The following is a 20,789-nucleotide window of genomic DNA, read 5'->3' on the forward strand; positions in this document are numbered from 1 at the left end:
GTCAGCTATGTTTTAGATGTTATATAAATATTCTAGTGGTACACTCACTTCAATATTTCTAATGACAAAAAAAAATAATGGCTCGTAGATTACCTCCACTTAATTCACTTAAAGCTTTTGAAGCAGCTGCACGTAACTTGAGTTTTACTAAAGCAGCGGAAGAGCTGTTTGTTACTCAAGCAGCGATTAGCCATCAAATTAAATTATTAGAAGATCATCTAAGTATAAAGTTGTTTATGCGAAGAAACCGTTCCCTTTTACTCACAGAAGAAGGGCAAAGTTACTATCTCGACATCAAAGATATTTTTGTTAATTTACATGATGCTACTGAACGTCTATTAAGCCGCGGCGCGAAAGGTTCAGTGAGTATTGCATTGACGCCTAGTTTCGCTATTCAATGGTTAGTACCTCGCCTTAGTGATTTTGCGGCGCATAATTCTGACATTGATGTAAGGATAAAAGCCCAAGATCATGACGATAACTCGTTAACGGATGATGTTGATGTCGCGATTTATTATGGCAAAGGACACTGGAGTGGAACCCATGCTGACAAACTACACACAGAATATCTAATACCTGTTTGCTCACCTCTGCTACTGTCACTAAACAACGGTCTTAAAACACTAGAAGATTTACGTAATTTTACCTTGCTACACGATACTACTAGAACTAACTGGAAAGATTACCTTAAGTCCGTAGGAGTTCAAGATATTAACGTTAACCAAGGGCCTATATTTTCGCATTCTTCTATGGTGTTACAAGCTGCTATTCATGGCCAAGGTATCGCGTTAGCACATAGCGTGTTAGCACAACCAGATATCGACTCTGGTCGCTTGGTAGTGCCATTTACACAGGCATTGATTAGCGAACGAGCCTATTATTTGGTTTGTCGAGACTCACAAATAGATAGCCCTAAAATAAAAATATTTAGAAATTGGTTATTGAATAAAGTAAAAAAAGAATCACAAGGTTTAGAGTTTGATAAGCATTGATAAAACGTCGTTAGAGAGAACGATATATACTCCTGAAAAAATAAAAGCGATTGTAATATTAGCTCACGGTGCAGGTGCCGGTAATCAGCACGAGTTTATAGTCACGCAAGCTATGTCCCTAGCTAAAAACGGTTTTCAAGTTTTCGCTTTTAATTTCCCTTATATGCAAATCAGTTATGAGCAATCTAAACGTCGACCGCCGAATAAAGCTGAAGTATTGACAGCTCATTTTGTCAACGAGGTTAAACTTGTAACAGCCTCCAACACAAATAATTACCCTGTTTACTTAGTTGGAAAAAGTATGGGAGGACGAATTGCAAGTATGGTTGCTACTAGTCCGGAAATTTCTATTAACGGTGTGATCGTACTCGGTTATCCTTTCATACCGCCCGGTAAACCTGAAAAACTCGAAGGGAGAACCGCACATTTTGAGCGTATGTTAACCCCCATGTTTATTATTCAAGGTGAGCGCGATACTTTTGGTGGAAGAGCGCTATTAAGCGAGGTTACTCTGCCAATAGACACAAAATTAGCGTGGATACCAGATGGTGATCACAGCTTTAAACCTAGAAAATCATCTGGTTATAATGAAGAGTCAAACAATATGCTTGTAACTTCACACATAGTAAGTTTTATTAATAGCGGTCTAAACAATGAAAATTGAAAACAGATTTATGTTTAATTTTGCTGTTTGCTTAGGCCTCTTAGTTGTTGTACTAGGAGCGTTTGGAGCGCATGCTCTAAAGGCTATATTGTCTCCGTATGAACTATCTGTTTGGCAAACAGCATTACAATATCAAATGTTTCATACGCCCGTTATATTAGGTCTATCATTTGTACCGACAAATAAGTACCTAGATAAAGCGCTAATGTGTTTTGTCAGCGGAATTATTATATTTTCCGGATCGCTATACATACTTGCGATAAGCGGTATAAAAATACTTGGAATGATTACGCCAATTGGTGGTGTTATCTTAATAGTAGCTTGGATACTTTTGTTTGTTGCGGCAAATTTAAATAAGACTACTTGATGGGCTAATATTCTCTATTAGCTTTTGATATAGACTCTGTAACTCCGTTGGTAAAATGCCAACGTCCTTAATTGTACTGTTAATTTCGTTTATGTTTCTAATTTTATGTTCGCCTCTCAACCATTGAGTTAATACCCACTCAGAAAGTATCAATGAAGCGACTATTTTTTTGGTCTTATTTGGCAAGCTACTAAGTGCTAAACGCCCTGATTTAACCTCAAAAAAACTTGTAGTACTTGATAGATATAACTTTGGGAGTTTCCATTTGGTTGCCAACTGCTTTGATGTTTTGAACCAAGATTGAGCGTCTGCTTGCCCAAACGCTGTATTTAGAGAAATGGTCATTTCGTCGTTGGCGCCCAATAACGTGGAAACGCTAGCGGCATAACGACTCTTTGGAATGAGCATCAAACCTTGAAATAAAACTCTAGCTAATAGCTCTACGTATTCAGGAATGTCGAAGCTAAAAGTCTTAGTGATAATATTGGCGACTTTTGCGAACATCTCTTCCTTGTTAATAATTTCATATTCCCCAAAAGCTAAATTTTGTGATTCTGCAACCTGCATTTCAGATATGCAAACAACAGGAAATATTCTTATCATACCTAATAAGGCAATAGCGTGCTTTACACTAGAAATTGGTTGCATTACACGAGTACTATGTTGAGCATACTGCATAACCAAACTAGAACGCATAGAGTCTTGTGATAAGTAATCTGCAATTAATTGGTTAGTTTCAGACAATAACGCCTTAGACGCACTTTCTAAATGTGATGGAGGCATATAACGAGTTTTGCTTTCGTATATTAGCGGCTTATTATCGATAGGCAGGTCTAATGTACATTGTAGCCAATTTGACGATATGCTCGTAAAGTCAATCGCCTGTTGCGGCAGAACAAATCGGATCATGTTTTGAGTTATCGACAGCCCTTTTGCTATTTGATAGATACCTTTTGATTTTATATAAGGAACACAATGAATATCTCTTTTAGCAACATTATTGATAAAGTCATCATTCACCCATTGTTGACCGACAATAACAGCAGTGCCGTTGGCAAGCACACATAGTTTTCCTGAAGCTAACAAAGGTAGCACTCCAATAAAATTATTTGTGTACATTGAGGTAAAGGGTTTAGGGCAAATATAATTCTTTAAAGTGAGGCTTCTCATTAGGGCATTATCAGCCGTTAATGCTGTCGAGCCAAACACACCAGAATTGGTTGTTATCGAGCTATTTAAACCGACTATCACAATGGACTGACATAATTGATTTTTACTACTAAACTCGTTGATGTTAGCAATTTGCGAAATAAGACGAAGAATGTCAGGCTCTTTGATATAAATGTTTTTGATTTGTTTAAAACAATGACTCGCTGCATGCTTAAAAGTATTTACATAGCGGTAAAAGAGACTAGGATTCTTTCGCACACTTAATAGATAGGGCGTTATTGTATATAAAATTAATAAACTGGCAGTAACTAACCGCCTTGCCGTAGTTTTACCGTAGCGACTATGCAAGCTCAATAGTGAAGTAATAAGAACAGTTTTTAAAATTGTGTTTGTTAAAAAGCTACGATGTTTGTCTCGTAAGTTGAGCAGTAATAATGTTGTATCAGTTGAAGTTTCCAAAGATAACGTTAACGACTCGAATAGATCGTATATAGCTTGTTGTAACCGTGCGGAGTCTTGCGTCTTGAATATAGTCGCACAGGCGCTCGCTCTTTCGATCAACGAGCGCACATCTGGTGTGGAGTGATTTAGTAATGGATTATCTATATTCAAAGTTTAATAGAGTCAAATTGTTCAAAGGCTGATATACCCCAAGCAATGAGCTTGCCATCTTTGAAAAGTAACGGTGTACATTCGTCCTTTGTCGTAATGCCATCTGACTTTTGGTGGTTCGTCCGATAGAACATAACTTGATAAGTTTCACTATCGAGTATTTTTGCTTCAGTTATATCAGGCGAGCCTAACGTTTTGATAATTTTTTCTTTAGTTAGAGGAACATCTATTGATAACTGATTAATGTACTTTTTGTTATAGGCTTGCCTATCGTCCCATCTCATCTGTTCTGGGTCGTCTTCATATAAAGTTAAAACGCCCGCAGCCAACACAGCATATAGACCAAACCCTATTAAAGAGTATTTAACTACTTTATTACTCATTTTGAATCCAAAAATATTAAAAAGCCTTTATCATTATAACGATAAAGGCCATTTGATTGTCAAAACTAACTTTGTAAAAATTTGTTGTTTTAAGTTTTAATTTTATAACAAGGTTCATAGTGTGAACCAGGTAACTTCATTCGACCTTGTTTAACAAACGCTTCTAGAAGTTTGTCCATCTTTTCCATAAGAACATTATCACCCGAAAGTTCAAACGGACCATGCTCTTTTACAGACAGCAGACCTTCTTCTTTAATATTTCCGGCAACGATACCAGAAAAAGCTCGGCGTAAATTTGCCGCCAATGACTCTACTGGTTGGTCTAAGTGTAAATTTAAACGCGCCATATTCTCGTGCGTAGGATCAAAGCTCTGCTGGAAAGGCTCAGGAATTTTTAATGTCCAATTGAATTGGTAGGCATCACCAATAGTCTTTCTGTGAATTCTAAGCGGTTCCATCTTAGATTTAATCAAAGACGCTACTTCAATTGCATCATTCGGAATGATTGTAAGTAAATCTCTAGCCTTTTTACCTAACACACTTTCAACAAAGTCAGCAATTTCTTCAAAATATGCAATTGATGATTTAGGTCCAGTTAAAATAATAGGTAATATCTGTTGTTCATTTTCAGGATTTAACATTAATCCAACAATGTATAACAATTCTTCGGCTGTTCCTGCACCACCAGGAAATATAACGATTGAGTGAGCTACGCGAACAAAGGCTTCTAAGCGCTTTTCGATATCAGGTAAAATCACTAATTCATTTACAATTGGGTTTGGTGCTTCCGCAGCGATGATACTAGGCTCAGTCAATCCTAAGTAGCGACCGTTTTTAATACGCTGTTTGGAATGGGCTAACGCGGCACCTTTCATTGGCCCCTTCATAGCGCCTGGGCCACAACCCGTACATATATTTAATCCACGGAGTCCAAGTTGATAACCAACTTCTTTTGTATAGTCATATTCCTCTGGGCCGATTGAGTGCCCACCCCAACAAACGACAAGGTTCGGCGCGTCAATAGGTTGCACTACACCCGCATTTCTAAGCATGTCAAAAACATTATTTGTTATTTGCTTATGCTCTGGAATATTCAGGGCAGGTTGGTGCTGATATTTGTTGGCGTTAAATAAAATATCTCGTATTACAGCTTGTAAGTGTTCTTGAATACCGACAATTATTTTGCCGTCAACAAATGCTGATTCAGGTGGATTGATTAATTCAATCTTTATTCCACGTTCTTTTGAAATTAAATGAATATCAAAGTCTTTATATTTATTATAGATTTCAGCGCTATCATCTGTTTCGCTGCCTACATTCAATACTGCAAGGGCACAACTTCTAAAAAGTCTATATAAATCACTGTTTGACGACTTCTCTAATTGTTTTACCTCGATTTGAGACAATAAATTCATTCCATCGAGCGGGCTTAATACTATCCGCATAACTACTCCTTTATTTTTTATAACAAACCTTATTACGTCCAGAATGTTTGGCTTCGTATAAGGCTTTGTCCGCTCGGTCAAAAGCGGTATGTACATTGTCAGCCGCTAAAAATGCGGTAAATCCAATAGATATTGTAATATTTAATGGCGTATCTTTAACTTTAAATGGTATTTTTTCAACCGCCATTCGTAATTTTTCTAGTGGTCCTGCCACTTTGTTCGGATCGCTGTTAATCATTATGACAACAAACTCTTCGCCGCCATAACGGGCTAAGAAATCAGTTTTCCGTAAGTTTTTTTGCAATGTGTTAGCCACAATTTTAAGTGTTTTATCACCGACACTGTGCCCGTAGTTGTCGTTTATTTTTTTAAAATGATCAATATCAATAACAGCAATAGTCAAAGGCTGAGGTTGTCTTAACCAACGTTGGTATTCCTCTTGTATACGGTTGTCGTATGCGCCTCTGTTTGGTAAGCCAGTTAAAGTATCTATACCGTTTCTTACCTTTTCTTCCAACCACTTGTTCCTGTAGTAGTCAGTCCGCTGCTCTAATCCGCCTAACTTTGCTTCCATTGCATTTAAAGACTTCTGTAATTTATCAGAACGCTGTTGTTCTATGTCATCTCGCTTTTTAATAGACGTATTTATTACAGAAAGTTTTTTGTCTATTACAACCTGTAGCTCGTTTAACGACGTCGCTGTGCTCGTGCTTTCCGAGAGCTCTTTTATCTGTTTGTCTATTTGTGAGTTAAGTGCCCGTAATTGCTTATCATAACCCTTTGAACTCTTAAGCGACTCAATTAAAGTAGTGTGTACATCTGCTAATGCTTTATTAATATTAACAATTAATGATTGCGTCTGAGTAAACTCTTCACTGAATCGTCCAACGACATCTTCGAAAAAACCAAGGCAAATATCTAACTTTTGTTCATCACTATTAGAAATACGTATTCTATCGCTGAATGAATCAAGGCTGGGCTTAATAACATCCTTTTGAGACAGCTGAACTAAACCAGATATTAACCTCTCTATCATGTTATTACTCAAGCCGGTGGTTTCTGGTTTACTAATTTTGGAATTTGAACCTGGGGCGTTAATAGAAATTAATATTTTAACAAGCTTTGTTATATTTGGCTGTATCTCTGTAAGGATGCTGGAGTCGGTTGCTTTAATTTTATTTAAAACCATTCTTAGGTTGCGGCGCAGGTCGGCGTCCATACCTTTTATCGATTGTAATGATTCGCCAATATCTAACATGTCTTGTTTGATATTACGTAGACACGTGGAAAACTCCGACTCAAACCCTTTTAAGCTCTGATTAACAGAAGTTATGTGTAAACTTAAGTCATCGCCCGTTGAGGTTTGTTTTATAGCTTTTCTTAAACCAGCTAATTTATGATCAAGCTCTTTTTGGTTCCCTTTAAGCAAAGTCCCGAATCGCTCAACAAGTTTAAAGGACTCAGTGAGGTTTTTATCGAGCGAAGCGTTTACATCAAGAAGTTTGGTCACTTCTGAATTTGATTTAGTACTCATATAGTCGCTTGTAATAGGTGAGTTTTAATATTTGGGATATGGAGTAACTATAATTGTAAATAAAAAAAAAAGCCATGTAACATGACTTTTTCTATTGGTCGTACAGCTTATTTGTCTAGATAACTTACTGTAACAAGTATCTTATTTTAACAGATAATAAGGCAACCAGTTCGGCTCTTGTTTGTACTCGTCGTTCATAATGACTCTCCATAAATAGCAATTTAGGCTTATATGTTCAAATATAAACCACAACACCAATTAATGAAAGCTGTTTTGTATGATTACAACTCGAATTACAGAAATTGGTTGCCTCGTCAGTATATACAGATCAAATAGCCAATAACCATCTACATTAAGAGGATGCAAACATAGTGTTGTACAACCTTATCGCTTGGCTGTCTGACATGTTTGCTAGATAATCGCAGATCTCTCGACGTTGCTCTGTTTGCGAATTTAACTGTTCAAAACGAACTAAGGTGGCAGAAGGTAAGAGACGTTGCGGATCAGAAAGAAACGCTAAAAACAGCTTAACCAACATTTGTTGGCCTTTAAACTCAGCTTGCTGAATTGCAGGTGTCTGAATAACATTGTTAAAAACAAATCGTTTTAATAGTTGTAAAATTGGCTCTGCCATTTCATTTAACGCGACGTTGTATTTAAGTAAAGGATCGATAAAGTCTTCTGATACTTGTTTTATTTCGATGCTGGTAATTAAATGATTAACTAAAGCGCCAATAGCATTTTTCCTCATAGACGGTGTACCGCTAAACAGCATGTTTGTTAATTGTTCAGCATGCTTTTTTGCCCATGGATTATCAATCGTTTTCAGTTCATATAAAACGTCCGTTTCCCATTGATGTTGTTGAACATTTTCAAGCACGATAGCATCTTCTAAATCATGCACGGCATAAGCAATATCATCGGCCGTTTCCATTAAGGACGAGTCAAAAGATTTATAAATAGTTTTCTTTTGTTGATAAGGGGTTTCTTTGGTTTTTGAAATGTTACTGGTTGTGCAAAACAAGTTTTTATCTTTGTCATTTAAAAGCGAAAATACCCAGTCTGCTACATCTTGATCGGCGCTAAATAGGCCTTTAGTTGGCTTCCATAGACTGGTATTCAAAAATGGAATGGACTTATCATTATTATGGTTAAAGTTTACGTTACTGCTTATAAATTGAGGATATTTTATAAGGCCTAAAACGGTTCTACGAGTCAGGTCCATGCCATGATGTTCAGTATACGGTTCTAGCTTAGAAACTATTCTTAGTGTTTGCCCGTTAGCTTCAAAGCCTCCAGCGTCAAACATCATATAATTTAGAGCAATTTCACCGCCGTGCCCAAAGGGTGGATGACCAATATCATGAGCAAGACAAATTGATTCTACTAATGCGTCGGGGGGTAAGATGTTTTGTAAAGTAGCGTTAGCTATGACTTGTTTACTTTGTTTTAATTGCGCCAGTAGGCCAGTGCCAATTTGTGCAACTTCTAGTGAGTGGGTGAGGCGAGTTCGGTAAAAATCATCTTGCCCGACGCCCACAATTTGAGTTTTGGCTTGTAACCTGCGAAAAGCAGCAGAATGTAAAATTCGAGCTTTGTCTCTTTGATAAGGCTCGCGGTGATCGTTTGGTCTTACGTTGTTGTTATGTGAGCGTCGTTCGGTCCAAGCTTTCATTTGTTTACTCATTACAAGGGTTGAGATATTTCATCAAAGCTGAGTGAAAAACTAGGTAAAAAAACGTCGATAAAATAACGTAATTCTTCAGTTTGATATTTCTCTAATGACTTCTCTATATTTTTTTTTGCTTTTTCAAATTCGTGATTTCCAGCGGCTATTTCTTCAATTGCTTTGATATAGCCACATACTACATCAGCAGACTTTACTATAAATGCGACGTCTTCTGGTATTTTGTGATGATCAATTAATGGTAGAAACTCTTCTTGAAATTCTTCAGGTAGCATGGATATGAGTGACTGCTCAGCAATGTTTTCTATTTTCTTGTATGCGCGAGCTATTTCCTCGTTGTGGTATTTAATAGGACTTGGAAGATCGCCCGTTAAAACCTCGCTAGCGTCATGGTACAAAGCGACAACGGCCACTTGATAAGGATCGAGATTGCCGCCAAACTTCTTGTTTTTTATTATTGCTAACATATGTGCAACAGTCGCAACTTGATGACTATGCTCTTGAACATTCTCCGGTGTCACGGTTCTCATTAATGGCCATCTAAAAATGAGTTTTAATCGTGACATGTTCGCAAAAAAGTGACTTTTTTCCATAACTTAACTTCTTCTTATAAATATGAGACAAGCATAGCAGTATTTTATTTTCAGTTCGATTGTCATTAGTTACATTTTGTTGCACAAAAATACATCTATAATTAAACACATGTGACATTGTATACGTAAGTGTGTTTGTAAATTAACCAAAGAGTATTTTATGCCTTTACCTCTAATAGCGTTGGCGACAGTCATTGGTACAGCATTAGCTAACGAAAATGCTAAAAAGTATTATCGCCGACTTGATGATCAACGTTCACAAGGTGACCATGATTTAAATCACCCGCGTACTGTTAAAATGCCATCAAGCTATTGTAGCGGAAACTACAGTAAAGAACCTGCTCCGGGAAGTGTAGTGTGCTGTGAAGTATTTAATGCATTAGATCACACCGGTGTATGGATCGACCGAGACACTATAATAGAATTTAGCAATTCAGGACTGGTAAAGGCCGTGTCAGCTGAGCGCTTTTTAAAAGAGCGTTCGGGAAATCACATTTACGTTGCCAATGATAAAACTGGTCAATCAATTCAGTTTGAGGGATTAGCCGATAGGGCAGTTAAGCGCGTGTTTACATATAATGAATATGATTTAGCAGAGAATAATTGTCATAACTTTGTATACCAATGTATAACAAATAGTGACGATAAAATAACTTTGTTTTCGTCGCTAACAAGCGCGATATCTAACCTAAGCGGTAGCCACGTTTACTGGGATAAAGTTAAGGTATAACGCGCTTAATTGCTATGCTAAAATATTAATAAATAATTTGATAATATTTTAGGTGTTTATGCACAATCCTTCAAAGTCTAATCTGGTCAGTCGTTTACTAACAATATTTATAGTTTCTACATTAGCGGCTTATCCATTCTTTAATCATCCTGATAAGGTTGATGAAGACCAACAAGATGAAATCGTGGCAGAGACCAATATCGTTTACGAAAATGAACATTTACCGGACTTTTCAGCAATTAGTGATGTTCGAGAAAAGAAAAAGGCATTTTTCTCGTACTTACAGCCTCTCGTAGAGCAAGTTAATTACGAAATAGAGCAGCAACGTGATTTTATTTTGAACTTGGATAAGATGCCGGTATCCAAAAACGAAAAAGCTAGACTAGCAAAAATATTAAAACGTTATGACGTTTCTAGTGATCTACCATTTGCTGAAATGAAAAAACGTTTATTGCGTAGAGCCGATACGTTACCCGTAGCGTTAGTATTAATGCAGGCTGCAAATGAGAGTGCATGGGGAACGTCAAGATTTGCGTTAGAGGCAAATAATCTTTTTGGCCAATGGTGCTTTAAGAAAGGTTGTGGTGTTATACCAACAGGTCGCCCAGAAGGGAAAACTTATGAAGTGCGCCTGTTTAAGCATCCGATAGCATCAATACGTAGTTATTTTAATAACCTTAACACGGGCCATGCTTATGTTTCTTTACGTACTGTACGAGAGCAACAACGAAATCAACAAGAAGAGTTAGACCCGTCAATCTTAGCAACGGGTTTATTAAAGTATTCTATTAGGCGCGAAGCTTATGTTGAAGAAATACAAACAATGATCCGTGTTAACAATAAGTATATAGATTAATTCATGAACAAAACCTTAATCAGCACACTATTGCTATTGGTTCTAGTTGTTCCGGTAGCAGCAGCTAATAATAAGTTTTTATCTCTAAGTTATGATGGTTTTTTTGACCGAATAGAAAAACTAGATAAACCTGAGTTTCAGAATGTGAAACTAGCTTTTTATCTCAAAGAGATGACAAGTGGCCAACCGTGTGAAATCAATTCGGTAAAACTAAAAACCAAACTAAAGTCATTAGATGTTTACTTCTATGAAGATGGAGAGGTCATTCTTCCTTTTGATAAGCAGTTTGATTTAGATAAGGCACAGGTTGTTATTAATAAAAAGAATGATGATAATTGTGGTTTAGATATGCGCTTAGAAAGTGTGTTGCTTTTTGGTGAAGAAGTGTCTGGTCAACAAATTCATAATATGACAAACACATTTGATGAAGCATTAAAAAAGCAAACTGGTATGATGTCTTTTTTAGCGCCTGACGTTGTCGGTCTTACGTTTCTTGGGAAAGCAGGTACCAAGCTGCAAATTCAAACCCCAGGCGTAGGCGTTTGCAATGATTTAGGTTGTACGATCACCAAAATAGAAATGACCGACCCTTCTAAGAAAGTACGCTTTAATGAAAGACCCAATAAAGTAGTACCTTACATAAAAAAATAGAGCTTACAAAAGCTCTATTTCTATATCTTCATTAGGTTGACTACAGCAAGTCAAGATCTCACCTTTGCGAACAAAGGCCAGTGGTTCATTTAAATATTCAACTGAACCACTTTTCAACTTACATCTACAAGCGCCACAAAAACCTTCTCGGCAATGATACAGCATGTCTACGCCATTAGACTGTAATGAATCGAGCAACGTTTTATCTGAGCTTGTATACTCAAAATCAGTATCAGCTTTGTCACTTCGAGTTACATGAACTTTTGCCATATAAAGAATTGTAATTGATGACTCAATTACAATTCAAAACCGTCAAACGCTGCCGCGTTTACTTCAGAGTCGATTTGACCCACCAAGTAAGAGCTAATTTCAGCTTCTTGTGGAGCAACTTGTACGTTATCTGATTCTAAGTATTTATTCATCCATGGCAATGGGTTGCTTTTTACATCAAACATAGTCGGCATACCAATAGCGGCCATACGATGATTTGCGATGTATTCAACATACTGACAAAGAATCTCTTCATTTAAACCTATCATTGAGCCATCTTTAAATAGGTAAGTCGCCCATTCTTTTTCTTGCTCAACTGCTTTAAGGAAGATTTGCTGTGCTTCAGCAAAACACTCAACACTGATTTCTTGCATTTCTGGATCGTCTTGCCCATCAGCCCACAAGTTAATGATGTGTTGCGTAGAGGTTAAATGAAGGTTTTCGTCACGCGCGATCAAGCGAATAATTTTTGAGTTGCCTTCCATGATTTCACGTTCTGCGAATGCAAAAGTACAAGCAAAGCTTACGTAAAAACGGATAGCTTCAAGCGCATTAATAGAATTTACAGCAAGATAAAGCTTTTTCTTTAATTCGCGAGTTGTAACATTATACTCAACGCCTTCAATAGTATGCTTGCCTTCACCTAGTGTTTGAAATAACTGTGTGTGAAATATTAAATCATCGTAATATTGAGATATATCAGTAGCACGCTTGAGTATCTCTTCATTTCTAACTATATCATCAAAGATCGGGCTAGGGTCGTTAAACAAATTTCGAAGGATGTGTGTATATGAACGTGAGTGAATAGTTTCACTAAAAGACCATGTTTCAATCCAAGTTTCTAATTCTGGTAAAGACGTTATTGGTAAAAGAGCTACGTTAGGGCTTCGACCTTGAACAGAATCTAACAGCGTTTGATACTTTAAATTAGAAATAAAGATATGTTTTTCACTTTCTGTCATAGACTGGAAATCGGCTCTGTCACGACTTACGTCAATCTCTTCTGGACGCCAGAAAAAAGAAAGTTGTTTTTCAATTAGCTTCTCGAAAATGGAATGACGTTGCTGGTCGTAACGAGCAACGTTGACCGTTTCGCCAAAAAACATCGGCTGCTCTAGTGGATTAACATCTTTTTGATTAAAAGTGGTATAACGCATTATCTTTACTCTATTTAATTAGGTTATGAATGGCGTGTAATTAAATTTTACACGCACCGCCTTCACAGTCTTCATCGTCTTCAATTACAACTGTTGTTGGAGGCTCTACCGATTTTGTTTTGCCACCATCAGTTACCGTACCAGCTTGGTCACGAGTGTTATGGTAGTAAAGTGTTTTTACGCCATATTTATAAGCCATCAACAAGTCTTTCAATAACTGCTGCATAGGCACTCTATGATCAGGGTAATTGCTTGGATCATAATTTGTGTTTGCAGATATCGTTTGGTCAATAAACTTCTGCATAATACCGACAAGCTGCAAATAACCAGTGTTATTTTCTAGGCTCCACAACAATTCATATTGGTCACGTAATGTAGCAATTTCTGGTACTACTTGCTTAAGAATACCGTCTTTACTTGCTTTTATAGAAATCAAACCACGCGGTGGCTCAATACCATTAGTAGCATTTGAAATCTGTGATGAAGTTTCAGAAGGCATCAATGCAGAAAGTGTAGAATTACGTAAACCATACTTAACCATGTCTGCGCGCAAGCCTTCCCAATCTAAATGTAAAGGCTCATCACAAAACTCATCTACTGCTTTTTTATAAGTATCTATTGGTAAGATACCTTGAGAATAGGTGGTCTCATTAAACTTAGGACAAGCCCCTTGCTCTTTTGCTAAAACATTCGATGCTTTTAATAGGTAATACTGAATGGCTTCAAAGGTTCTGTGCGTAAGGTTGTTGCCAGAACCATCCGAATACTTAGCACCATTCTTGGCTAGGTAGTAGGCCATATTAATAACGCCTATACCTAGAGTACGACGACCCATAGTTGCATTTTTAGCAGCAATTACTGGGTAATCTTGATAATCAAGTAAGTTATCTAAAGCACGAACAGCAAGTTCTGCCAACTCTTCTAATTCATCTAAAGAGTCAATGGCTCCTAAGTTAAATGCAGACAGTGTACACAAGGCAATCTCACCTTCTTCATCATTAATGTGCTGAAGCGGTTTAGTTGGCAATGCGATTTCTAAACAAAGGTTACTTTGTCTAACTGGCGCTAATTTAGGATTAAAAGGACTGTGTGTATTACAGTGATCGACGTTCTGTAAATAAATACGGCCTGTGCTAGCACGTTCGTTTAGGAACAAGCTAAATAACTCAATAGCTTTTATACGTTTCTTACGAATACTTTCATCGTTTTCGTATTTTACATATAACTCTTCGAACTTGTCCTGGTCTTCGAAGTAAGCATCGTATAAGCCAGGAACATCAGATGGACTGAACAACGTAATGTAATCATCTTTAATCAAACGAGAATACATAGTGCGGTTAAACTGTACGCCGTAATCTAAGTGGCGAACTCGGTTTTCTTCAACACCGCGGTTGTTTTTAAGTACTAAAAGAGACTCTACTTCTAAGTGCCAAAGTGGATAGAATAGGGTAGCGGCACCACCACGTACACCACCTTGCGAACAACTTTTAACGGCTGTTTGAAAATGTTTGTAAAAAGGGATACAGCCTGTATGGAAAGCCTCGCCGTTTCTAATAGAGCTACCTAGGGCTCTAATACGACCAGCATTGATACCAATACCAGCGCGTTGGCTTACATACTTTACTATAGCGGACGACGTTGCGTTAATTGAGTCCAAATTATCGCCAGCTTCAATTAGAACACACGAGCTAAATTGACGAGTTGGTGTGCGCACACCAGACATAATCGGTGTTGGTAAAGAAATTTTAAACTGTGAAGCAGCATCATAAAAACGACGAATGTAATCTAATCGAGTGTCTGCTGGATACTTAGCAAAAAGGCAAGCTGCTACAAGGACATATAGGAACTGTGCACTTTCATAAATTTCACCGGTAACTCGGTTTTGAACTAAGTATTTCCCTTCTAGTTGTTTTACCGCTGCATAGCTAAAATCAAGATCGCGGTTATGGACCATAAACTCGTCCATCGCATCGAATTCTGCTTCGGTAAAGTCTGCGAGCAAATGCTCGTCATAACGCTTATCTGCAACCATCTTTTTAACATGATCGTACAAACGAGGTGGCTCAAACTGACCATACGCTTTTTTACGTAGATGAAACACAGCTAAACGCGCTGACATATATTGATAGTCAGGGCTGGTTTCTGAAATCAGATCTGCGGCTGCTTTGATAATAGTTTCATGGATGTCTTCTGTTTTAATGCCGTCATAAAATTGTATATGAGAGCGAATTTCAACTTCAGATACAGATACATTATCTAGACCTTTAGCGGCCCAAGTAATGACTCTATGGATTTTATCTAAGTCGAGAGGTTCTTTAGAACCGTCTCGTTTGCTAACAGAAAGGCTGGTATTCATCTGGCCTGCTTGTCCTTTATTTTTATTGTATGCGCACGGATTATGCTAATCGTATTAACATTAACCAATTATTTTACCCATTGGATAAAAACACATCATATAGTGTTTTAATTATTACAGTGCCACAAGATAGAGTGTGTTGAGTCTCAATGCAACCCTAAATGTTGTGGTAAATATAGCCACTTTTTTACAGGGTAAGTGTTCCCTAACGCTATGACAATTACTGTCAAATACCGACAGAAAAAATCTAGTTAAAAACTAAAAAAAGATCTTTTTTTTTATTCGAAAAAATTCATAAAAAAGGGCTCAAAACGAGCCCACTTTAGTTACAGTTTTTCACAGTAGATTAAATAGTTTACATCTACTCCAGGTTTAATCTTAAACTGCTCGGTAAACGGATTAAAATGTACACCTACTGCTTCTTTTACCTTTACACCATGCCGTTCAGCCCATCCAATGAGTTGGGCTGGTTTTATAAACTTATCAAAGTCATGCGTTCCGTCAGGAACGATTTTTAATAACTTTTCTGCGGCAATAATCGCTAATAAATAACTCTTTAATGTTTTATCAAGCGTTGAGAAAAATACCTTTCCTCCAGGCTTACATAATGTAATCGCCGCACGGACAACAGACTCGGGATCAGGTACATGTTCGAGCATTTCCAGACAGGTAACTATGTCATACTTGTCTGGGTATTCATTTGCGAATTGTTCTGCGCTAGCTTTTATATACTCTACATTCGCTATTTTAGATTCCATAGCATGAAGTCGGGCAACATTTAGCGAGTCATCAGCGAGATCGATACCAGTGACATCAGCACCTAACTTAGCCAATTGCTCAGCAAAAATACCACCACCGCAACCAATATCTAAAACAACTTGTTGGTCGACACCATTTGTTTTTTCTTGGATATATGCAACACGAGTAGGGTTCAATAAATGTAGAGGTTTAAAGTCTCCTTCTTTATCCCACCAAGCCGCTGCTATAGAGTTAAACTTATTGATTTCACTATCATCAACATTAGTTACATTTTGAGGATTCTGTTCAGGCTTCATTTTGATCCATTAATTTATCGCCACCAGGGTAAGATGACACAACTAAAATTTATTATAAAGATGGATCAAGGATCTTTGAAGTAGAAAAATTTTGTTTTTGTATAAAAAAGTTATAGATTGATGTTTAATTAGATGTCGGACAAATTACTAATTTAAACTAGCCAGTTATCGTCATTGTGTTACAATCGCGAGCTGACTTTATAACAATAAAACTTCATTAAAGTAGTTGCAGGGAACAGTGCGTTTATGACAGATCTTGCCAACAATATTAGCCCGATTAATATTGAAGAAGAATTAAAAACCAGTTACCTAGATTATGCGATGAGCGTAATTGTAGGTCGTGCATTACCAGATGTTCGTGATGGATTAAAACCAGTACATCGACGTGTATTATTCGCAATGAATGAATTGCGCAATGACTGGAACAAGCCTTACAAAAAATCTGCTCGTGTAGTAGGTGATGTAATTGGTAAATACCATCCACATGGTGACAGCGCCGTATACGATACAATTGTACGTATGGCTCAGCCTTTCTCTTTACGTTATACATTAGTTGATGGCCAGGGTAACTTTGGTTCAATTGACGGTGATTCAGCGGCTGCCATGCGTTATACCGAAGTACGTATGGAAAAACTAGCTCACGAGCTATTAGCTGACTTAGAAAAAGAGACAGTTGATTTTGTTCCAAACTATGATGGTACCGAATTTATTCCAGCGGTGTTACCAACCAAGGTTCCTAACTTACTGATCAATGGTTCGTCTGGTATCGCTGTTGGTATGGCAACAAACATTCCTCCACACTCATTACGTGAAGTTGTTGATGCTACTTTAGCCTTATCACATAACCCTGACATGGACCTAGAAGAGTTGATGACTCATATTCCAGGCCCTGATTTCCCAACGGGTGCTATTATTAATGGCCGTAAAGGCATTGAAGAAGCATACCGTACCGGTCGTGGTAAAGTTTATATTCGCGCTAAAACAGAAATCGAAACGGATGAAAAAACGGGTAAAGATACAATCATTGTTAACGAAATACCTTATCAAGTTAACAAAGCCCGCTTAATTGAAAAAATTGCTGAATTAGTAAAAGATAAAAAGCTAGAGGGCATTTCTGCACTTCGTGACGAGTCTGATAAAGACGGTATGCGTATCGTTATTGAACTTAAACGTGGTGAGCCGACTGAAGTAATTCTAAATCACTTATTTGCATTGACTCAAATGCAAACCGTGTTTGGTATTAACATGGTTGCGCTTGACCATGGTCAGCCAAAGATATTCAACCTAAAAGAAATGCTTGAAGCCTTCTTGTCGCACAGACGTGAAGTTGTTACTCGCAGAACAGTATTTGACTTACGTAAAGCTCGTGATCGTGCACACATACTTGAAGCTCTAGCCATTGCATTAGCAAACATCGACGAAATTATTGAGCTAATTAAGACGTCTCCAACGCCAGCTGAAGCAAAAATTCGCTTAACTTCTCGTGGATGGAACTTAGGTTCTGTTGCAGCCATGTTAGAACGTGCAGGTGATGATGCAGCGCGTCCAGAGTGGCTAGAAGATGAGTTTGGTATTCGTGACGGTCAGTACTTTATGACTGAACAGCAAGCTCAAGCAATTTTAGAACTTAGACTTCATAAGTTAACCGGTCTCGAACACGAAAAGATCCTTGGTGAATATGCTGAGCTTTTAGAGCTAATAGCAGAATTACTTGAGATTTTAGGTAGTCCAGCACGTTTAATGGAAGTTATTCGTGAAGAAATCGAGTTAATACGTGCGACTTACGGTGATGAACGCTGTACAGAAATTCGTGATGCGTCACATGATATTAATTTAGAAGACCTAATTAACGAAGAAGATGTTGTTGTAACACTTTCTCATGAGGGTTATACCAAGTATCAGCCGTTAACAGACTATCAAGCTCAACGCCGTGGCGGTAGAGGTAAGTCTGCAACTAAAATGAAAGATGAAGATTTCATCGAGAAGTTATTAATTGCAAATACACACGATACTATTCTTTGTTTCTCTGACTTTGGTCGCTTGTATTGGTTAAAAGTTTATCAATTACCACTAGCAAGTCGTCAATCTCGTGGCCGTCCAATTGTAAATATTTTACCGTTAGACACAGATGAGAAAATTACGGCTATTTTGCCTGTACGTGAATTTGAAGAAGGTAAGTTTGTCTTCATGGCGACAGCCAACGGTACCGTTAAGAAAACAGCCTTAACAGAATACTCTCGACCTCGCTCAAACGGTATTATTGCCGTAAACTTGAATGAAGGCGATAAATTGATTGGCGTTGACATCACTAATGGTGAAGACGAAATTATGTTGTTCTCTCAAAACGGTAAAGTTGTTCGTTTCCATGAAAATCAAGTTCGTGGAATGGGACGTACAGCAACGGGTGTGCGTGGCATTAAGTTAACAGACGATGCGAAAGTAGTGTCACTTATTATCCCTAACCATGAGGATAACATCTTAACCATTACTGAAAACGGCTTCGGTAAACGTACACCACAGCATGAGTACCCGGCTAAGAGTCGAGCAACTCAAGGCGTTGTTTCTATTAAAGTTAGTGAACGTAATGGCTTGGTGGTAGGTGCAACTCAAGTTGCTGATAATCATGAAATAATGATCATCAGTAATAAGGGCACTTTAGTTAGAACAAGAGTCGAAGAAGTCTCTGTTGTTGGCCGAAACACACAAGGCGTTCGTTTAATTCGAACAATTGAAGGCGAACTTGTTGTTGGTCTAGCTCGTATTGAAGAAATCGAAGAAGAAGTTGAATTGGACGAAGATGGAAATCCAATCATTGCTGAAGGTGCAGACCTAGAGCAAGATTCAACGGAATCAAAGGTTGACTCATCAGAAGGCGAAGGCACCTCAAATGTTCCTGCCGACTCAAAAGATGCAGCTGAAGACGACGAAGTGTAAACAGTTACTTAAATATTTATATAAAAAGGCTCCTTAAAGGGGCCTTTTTTGTTTTTCATTTAGATATTTATTAAAATTGAGTGCGTTAAAACAACAAGGTGAGACTGTTCCATTTCGATTATGAAATTATATGTAAACCACCACAAAATTGAGTTGAGAAATTGGTTTCATAGAGTTAGAGTCTTTATTCAACTTTTCCGTTCATTTCTTTTGAGAACACTATGATTAAATATAACTTTTGCGCGGGTCCGGCAAAGCTTCCAGATGATGTTTTGAAAATTGCGCAAGCTGAGTTACTCGACTGGAGTAACACGGGTTGCTCAGTAATGGAAATGAGTCATCGTAGCAAAGAGTTTATTAACGTTTATAACGAAGCGGTCGAAGGCCTAACACGTTTACTCAATATCCCTGAAGACTATAGTGTTTTATTTATGCATGGTGGCGGTCGAGGCCAATTTTCAGCAGTACCATTAAACTTATTGAAGCAAGGTAGCAGTGATGGCGCCCATTATGTCACAACTGGTTCCTGGTCTGCAGATGCAGTTAAAGAAGCCGAGAAGTTTGGGCAAATAAAAGAAACAAAGCCGGTCATAAATAACAATAATCTTTATTCGGTTCTCCCTGTCGAACAATGGCAATTAGATGACGAAGTAGACTTTGTTCATTATTGTCCAAATGAGACAGTAGATGGTATCGAAGTATTCGAATCACCAAAAAAAGTATCGCGTAACTTATGTGTTGTTGCCGATATGTCATCGACTATTTTATCTCGTGTTATTGATGTTAATGATTTTGACCTGATTTATGCTGGTGCACAAAAAAACATTGGTCCGTCGGGACTTACCATTGTAATCATTAAAAACGCGTTACTAAAACGAAGCCAAAATAATGTTCCGTCCATTTTTAATTATGCGTTAACCGCTGAAAAAGAAAGTATGTTTAACACACCGCCTACGTTTGCCATTTATTTAGCAAACTTGGTATTCAAGTGGTTAATAGCCAAAGGCGGTGTTTCTGAAATAGAAAAAGTAAACATCGAAAAAGCAGCGCTGTTATACAAAGCAATTGATGACTCGCAGTTGTTTTATAGTAAAGTAGCAGCGCAAAACAGATCTAGAATGAATGTTACCTTTTTCCTAAAAAATACTGATTTAGAAAGTAAATTTTTAGAGCAAGCGGAGCAAGCTGGGCTTCTCGCATTAAAAGGCCACAGAAGTGTCGGTGGAATCCGCGCTAGCATATACAACGCTATGCCAATTGAAGGGGTTCAAGCTTTGGTAAACTTCATGAACAAATTCGAATCAGAAAATACCTAGTCTCAGGGAAATTATGT

The 20,789-nt window shown here is 37.7% G+C and carries 18 protein-coding genes; 8 read left to right on the top strand and 10 right to left on the bottom strand.

The window, feature by feature from the left end; translation table 11 throughout:
* Nucleotides 1–77 precede the first annotated feature (77 nt).
* The 3 genes from J9318_RS08185 to J9318_RS08195 are packed head-to-tail and all read left to right on the top strand — an operon-like array spanning nucleotide 78 to nucleotide 2,023.
* Nucleotides 78–992, top strand: coding sequence for a transcriptional regulator GcvA (locus J9318_RS08185; protein ID WP_210559457.1), 915 nt, complete (start codon nucleotides 78–80; stop codon nucleotides 990–992).
* Nucleotides 979–1,656, top strand: coding sequence for an alpha/beta fold hydrolase (locus tag J9318_RS08190; RefSeq protein ID WP_210559458.1), 678 nt, complete (start codon nucleotides 979–981; stop codon nucleotides 1,654–1,656). Before J9318_RS08185 ends, J9318_RS08190 begins: the two co-directional genes overlap by 14 nt.
* Nucleotides 1,646–2,023 (top strand): DUF423 domain-containing protein, encoded by a 378-nt coding sequence (locus J9318_RS08195; RefSeq protein ID WP_244731606.1) that lies wholly within the window; start codon nucleotides 1,646–1,648, stop codon nucleotides 2,021–2,023. The genes J9318_RS08190 and J9318_RS08195 overlap by 11 nt, the downstream gene beginning before the upstream one ends.
* Here J9318_RS08195 and J9318_RS08200 read toward each other — a convergent pair.
* The 6 genes from J9318_RS08200 to yfbR all read right to left on the bottom strand — a co-directional run bounded on the left by J9318_RS08200 (nucleotide 2,006) and on the right by yfbR (nucleotide 9,447).
* Nucleotides 2,006–3,805 (bottom strand): hypothetical protein, encoded by a 1,800-nt coding sequence (locus J9318_RS08200; protein ID WP_210559459.1) that lies wholly within the window; start codon nucleotides 3,803–3,805, stop codon nucleotides 2,006–2,008. The two genes, J9318_RS08195 and J9318_RS08200, sit on opposite strands and share 18 nt — an antisense overlap.
* A complete protein-coding gene (locus tag J9318_RS08205) occupies nucleotides 3,802–4,188 on the bottom strand; it encodes a DUF3192 domain-containing protein (protein WP_210559460.1) in 387 nt (128 codons plus the stop codon). The genes J9318_RS08200 and J9318_RS08205 overlap by 4 nt, the downstream gene beginning before the upstream one ends.
* Nucleotides 4,189–4,277: 89 nt before the next feature.
* Nucleotides 4,278–5,633, bottom strand: a complete 1,356-nt coding sequence (ppnN, locus tag J9318_RS08210) for a nucleotide 5'-monophosphate nucleosidase PpnN (RefSeq protein WP_210559461.1) — start codon at nucleotides 5,631–5,633, stop codon at nucleotides 4,278–4,280.
* A 10-nt stretch (nucleotides 5,634–5,643) separates the two neighbouring features.
* Nucleotides 5,644–7,167: a GGDEF domain-containing protein gene (locus J9318_RS08215; protein ID WP_210559462.1), complete on the bottom strand. Its 1,524-nt coding sequence runs from the start codon at nucleotides 7,165–7,167 to the stop codon at nucleotides 5,644–5,646.
* Nucleotides 7,168–7,519: 352 nt separating this feature from the next.
* Nucleotides 7,520–8,842: an anti-phage deoxyguanosine triphosphatase gene (locus J9318_RS08220; RefSeq protein ID WP_210559463.1), complete on the bottom strand. Its 1,323-nt coding sequence runs from the start codon at nucleotides 8,840–8,842 to the stop codon at nucleotides 7,520–7,522.
* A gap of 11 nt (nucleotides 8,843–8,853) precedes the next feature.
* The gene (yfbR, locus tag J9318_RS08225; RefSeq protein ID WP_210559464.1) at nucleotides 8,854–9,447 is read right to left on the bottom strand and encodes a 5'-deoxynucleotidase; all 594 of its coding nucleotides are present in this window, start codon (nucleotides 9,445–9,447) and stop codon (nucleotides 8,854–8,856) included.
* 160 nt (nucleotides 9,448–9,607) lie between these two features.
* On the opposite strand from yfbR, the gene J9318_RS08230 reads away from it, so the two are divergent.
* The 3 genes from J9318_RS08230 to J9318_RS08240 are packed head-to-tail and all read left to right on the top strand — an operon-like array spanning nucleotide 9,608 to nucleotide 11,684.
* Nucleotides 9,608–10,177, top strand: a complete 570-nt coding sequence (locus J9318_RS08230) for a hypothetical protein (protein ID WP_210559465.1) — start codon at nucleotides 9,608–9,610, stop codon at nucleotides 10,175–10,177.
* A 58-nt stretch (nucleotides 10,178–10,235) separates the two neighbouring features.
* The gene (locus J9318_RS08235; RefSeq protein WP_210559466.1) at nucleotides 10,236–11,033 is read left to right on the top strand and encodes a glucosaminidase domain-containing protein; all 798 of its coding nucleotides are present in this window, start codon (nucleotides 10,236–10,238) and stop codon (nucleotides 11,031–11,033) included.
* Nucleotides 11,034–11,036: 3 nt separating this feature from the next.
* Complete coding sequence (locus J9318_RS08240) at nucleotides 11,037–11,684, top strand: DUF2987 domain-containing protein (RefSeq protein WP_210559467.1); 648 nt, start codon at nucleotides 11,037–11,039, stop codon at nucleotides 11,682–11,684.
* A 3-nt stretch (nucleotides 11,685–11,687) separates the two neighbouring features.
* On the opposite strand, the gene yfaE is transcribed toward J9318_RS08240, so the two are convergent.
* From yfaE to ubiG, 4 genes are all read right to left on the bottom strand, one after another.
* On the bottom strand, nucleotides 11,688–11,954 hold the full coding sequence (yfaE, locus tag J9318_RS08245; protein WP_210559468.1) for a class I ribonucleotide reductase maintenance protein YfaE: 267 nt from the start codon (nucleotides 11,952–11,954) through the stop codon (nucleotides 11,688–11,690).
* Between the two features lie 26 nt (nucleotides 11,955–11,980).
* Nucleotides 11,981–13,111, bottom strand: coding sequence for a class Ia ribonucleoside-diphosphate reductase subunit beta (nrdB, locus tag J9318_RS08250; protein ID WP_210559469.1), 1,131 nt, complete (start codon nucleotides 13,109–13,111; stop codon nucleotides 11,981–11,983).
* Between the two features lie 40 nt (nucleotides 13,112–13,151).
* Nucleotides 13,152–15,467 (bottom strand): class 1a ribonucleoside-diphosphate reductase subunit alpha, encoded by a 2,316-nt coding sequence (gene nrdA / locus J9318_RS08255; RefSeq protein WP_210559470.1) that lies wholly within the window; start codon nucleotides 15,465–15,467, stop codon nucleotides 13,152–13,154.
* A gap of 326 nt (nucleotides 15,468–15,793) precedes the next feature.
* Nucleotides 15,794–16,522, bottom strand: a complete 729-nt coding sequence (ubiG, locus tag J9318_RS08260) for a bifunctional 2-polyprenyl-6-hydroxyphenol methylase/3-demethylubiquinol 3-O-methyltransferase UbiG (RefSeq protein WP_210559471.1) — start codon at nucleotides 16,520–16,522, stop codon at nucleotides 15,794–15,796.
* Between the two features lie 246 nt (nucleotides 16,523–16,768).
* Between ubiG and gyrA the strand changes: the two genes are divergently transcribed.
* Nucleotides 16,769–19,456, top strand: a complete 2,688-nt coding sequence (gyrA, locus tag J9318_RS08265) for a DNA topoisomerase (ATP-hydrolyzing) subunit A (protein WP_210559472.1) — start codon at nucleotides 16,769–16,771, stop codon at nucleotides 19,454–19,456.
* A 221-nt stretch (nucleotides 19,457–19,677) separates the two neighbouring features.
* On the top strand, nucleotides 19,678–20,772 hold the full coding sequence (gene serC, locus J9318_RS08270; protein ID WP_210559473.1) for a 3-phosphoserine/phosphohydroxythreonine transaminase: 1,095 nt from the start codon (nucleotides 19,678–19,680) through the stop codon (nucleotides 20,770–20,772).
* The last annotated feature ends 17 nt before the right edge of the window (nucleotides 20,773–20,789 follow it).

It is taken from the genome of Psychrosphaera aestuarii, assembly GCF_017948405.1.
In the GTDB taxonomy this organism is placed as follows: Bacteria; Pseudomonadota; Gammaproteobacteria; order Enterobacterales; family Alteromonadaceae; genus Psychrosphaera; species Psychrosphaera aestuarii.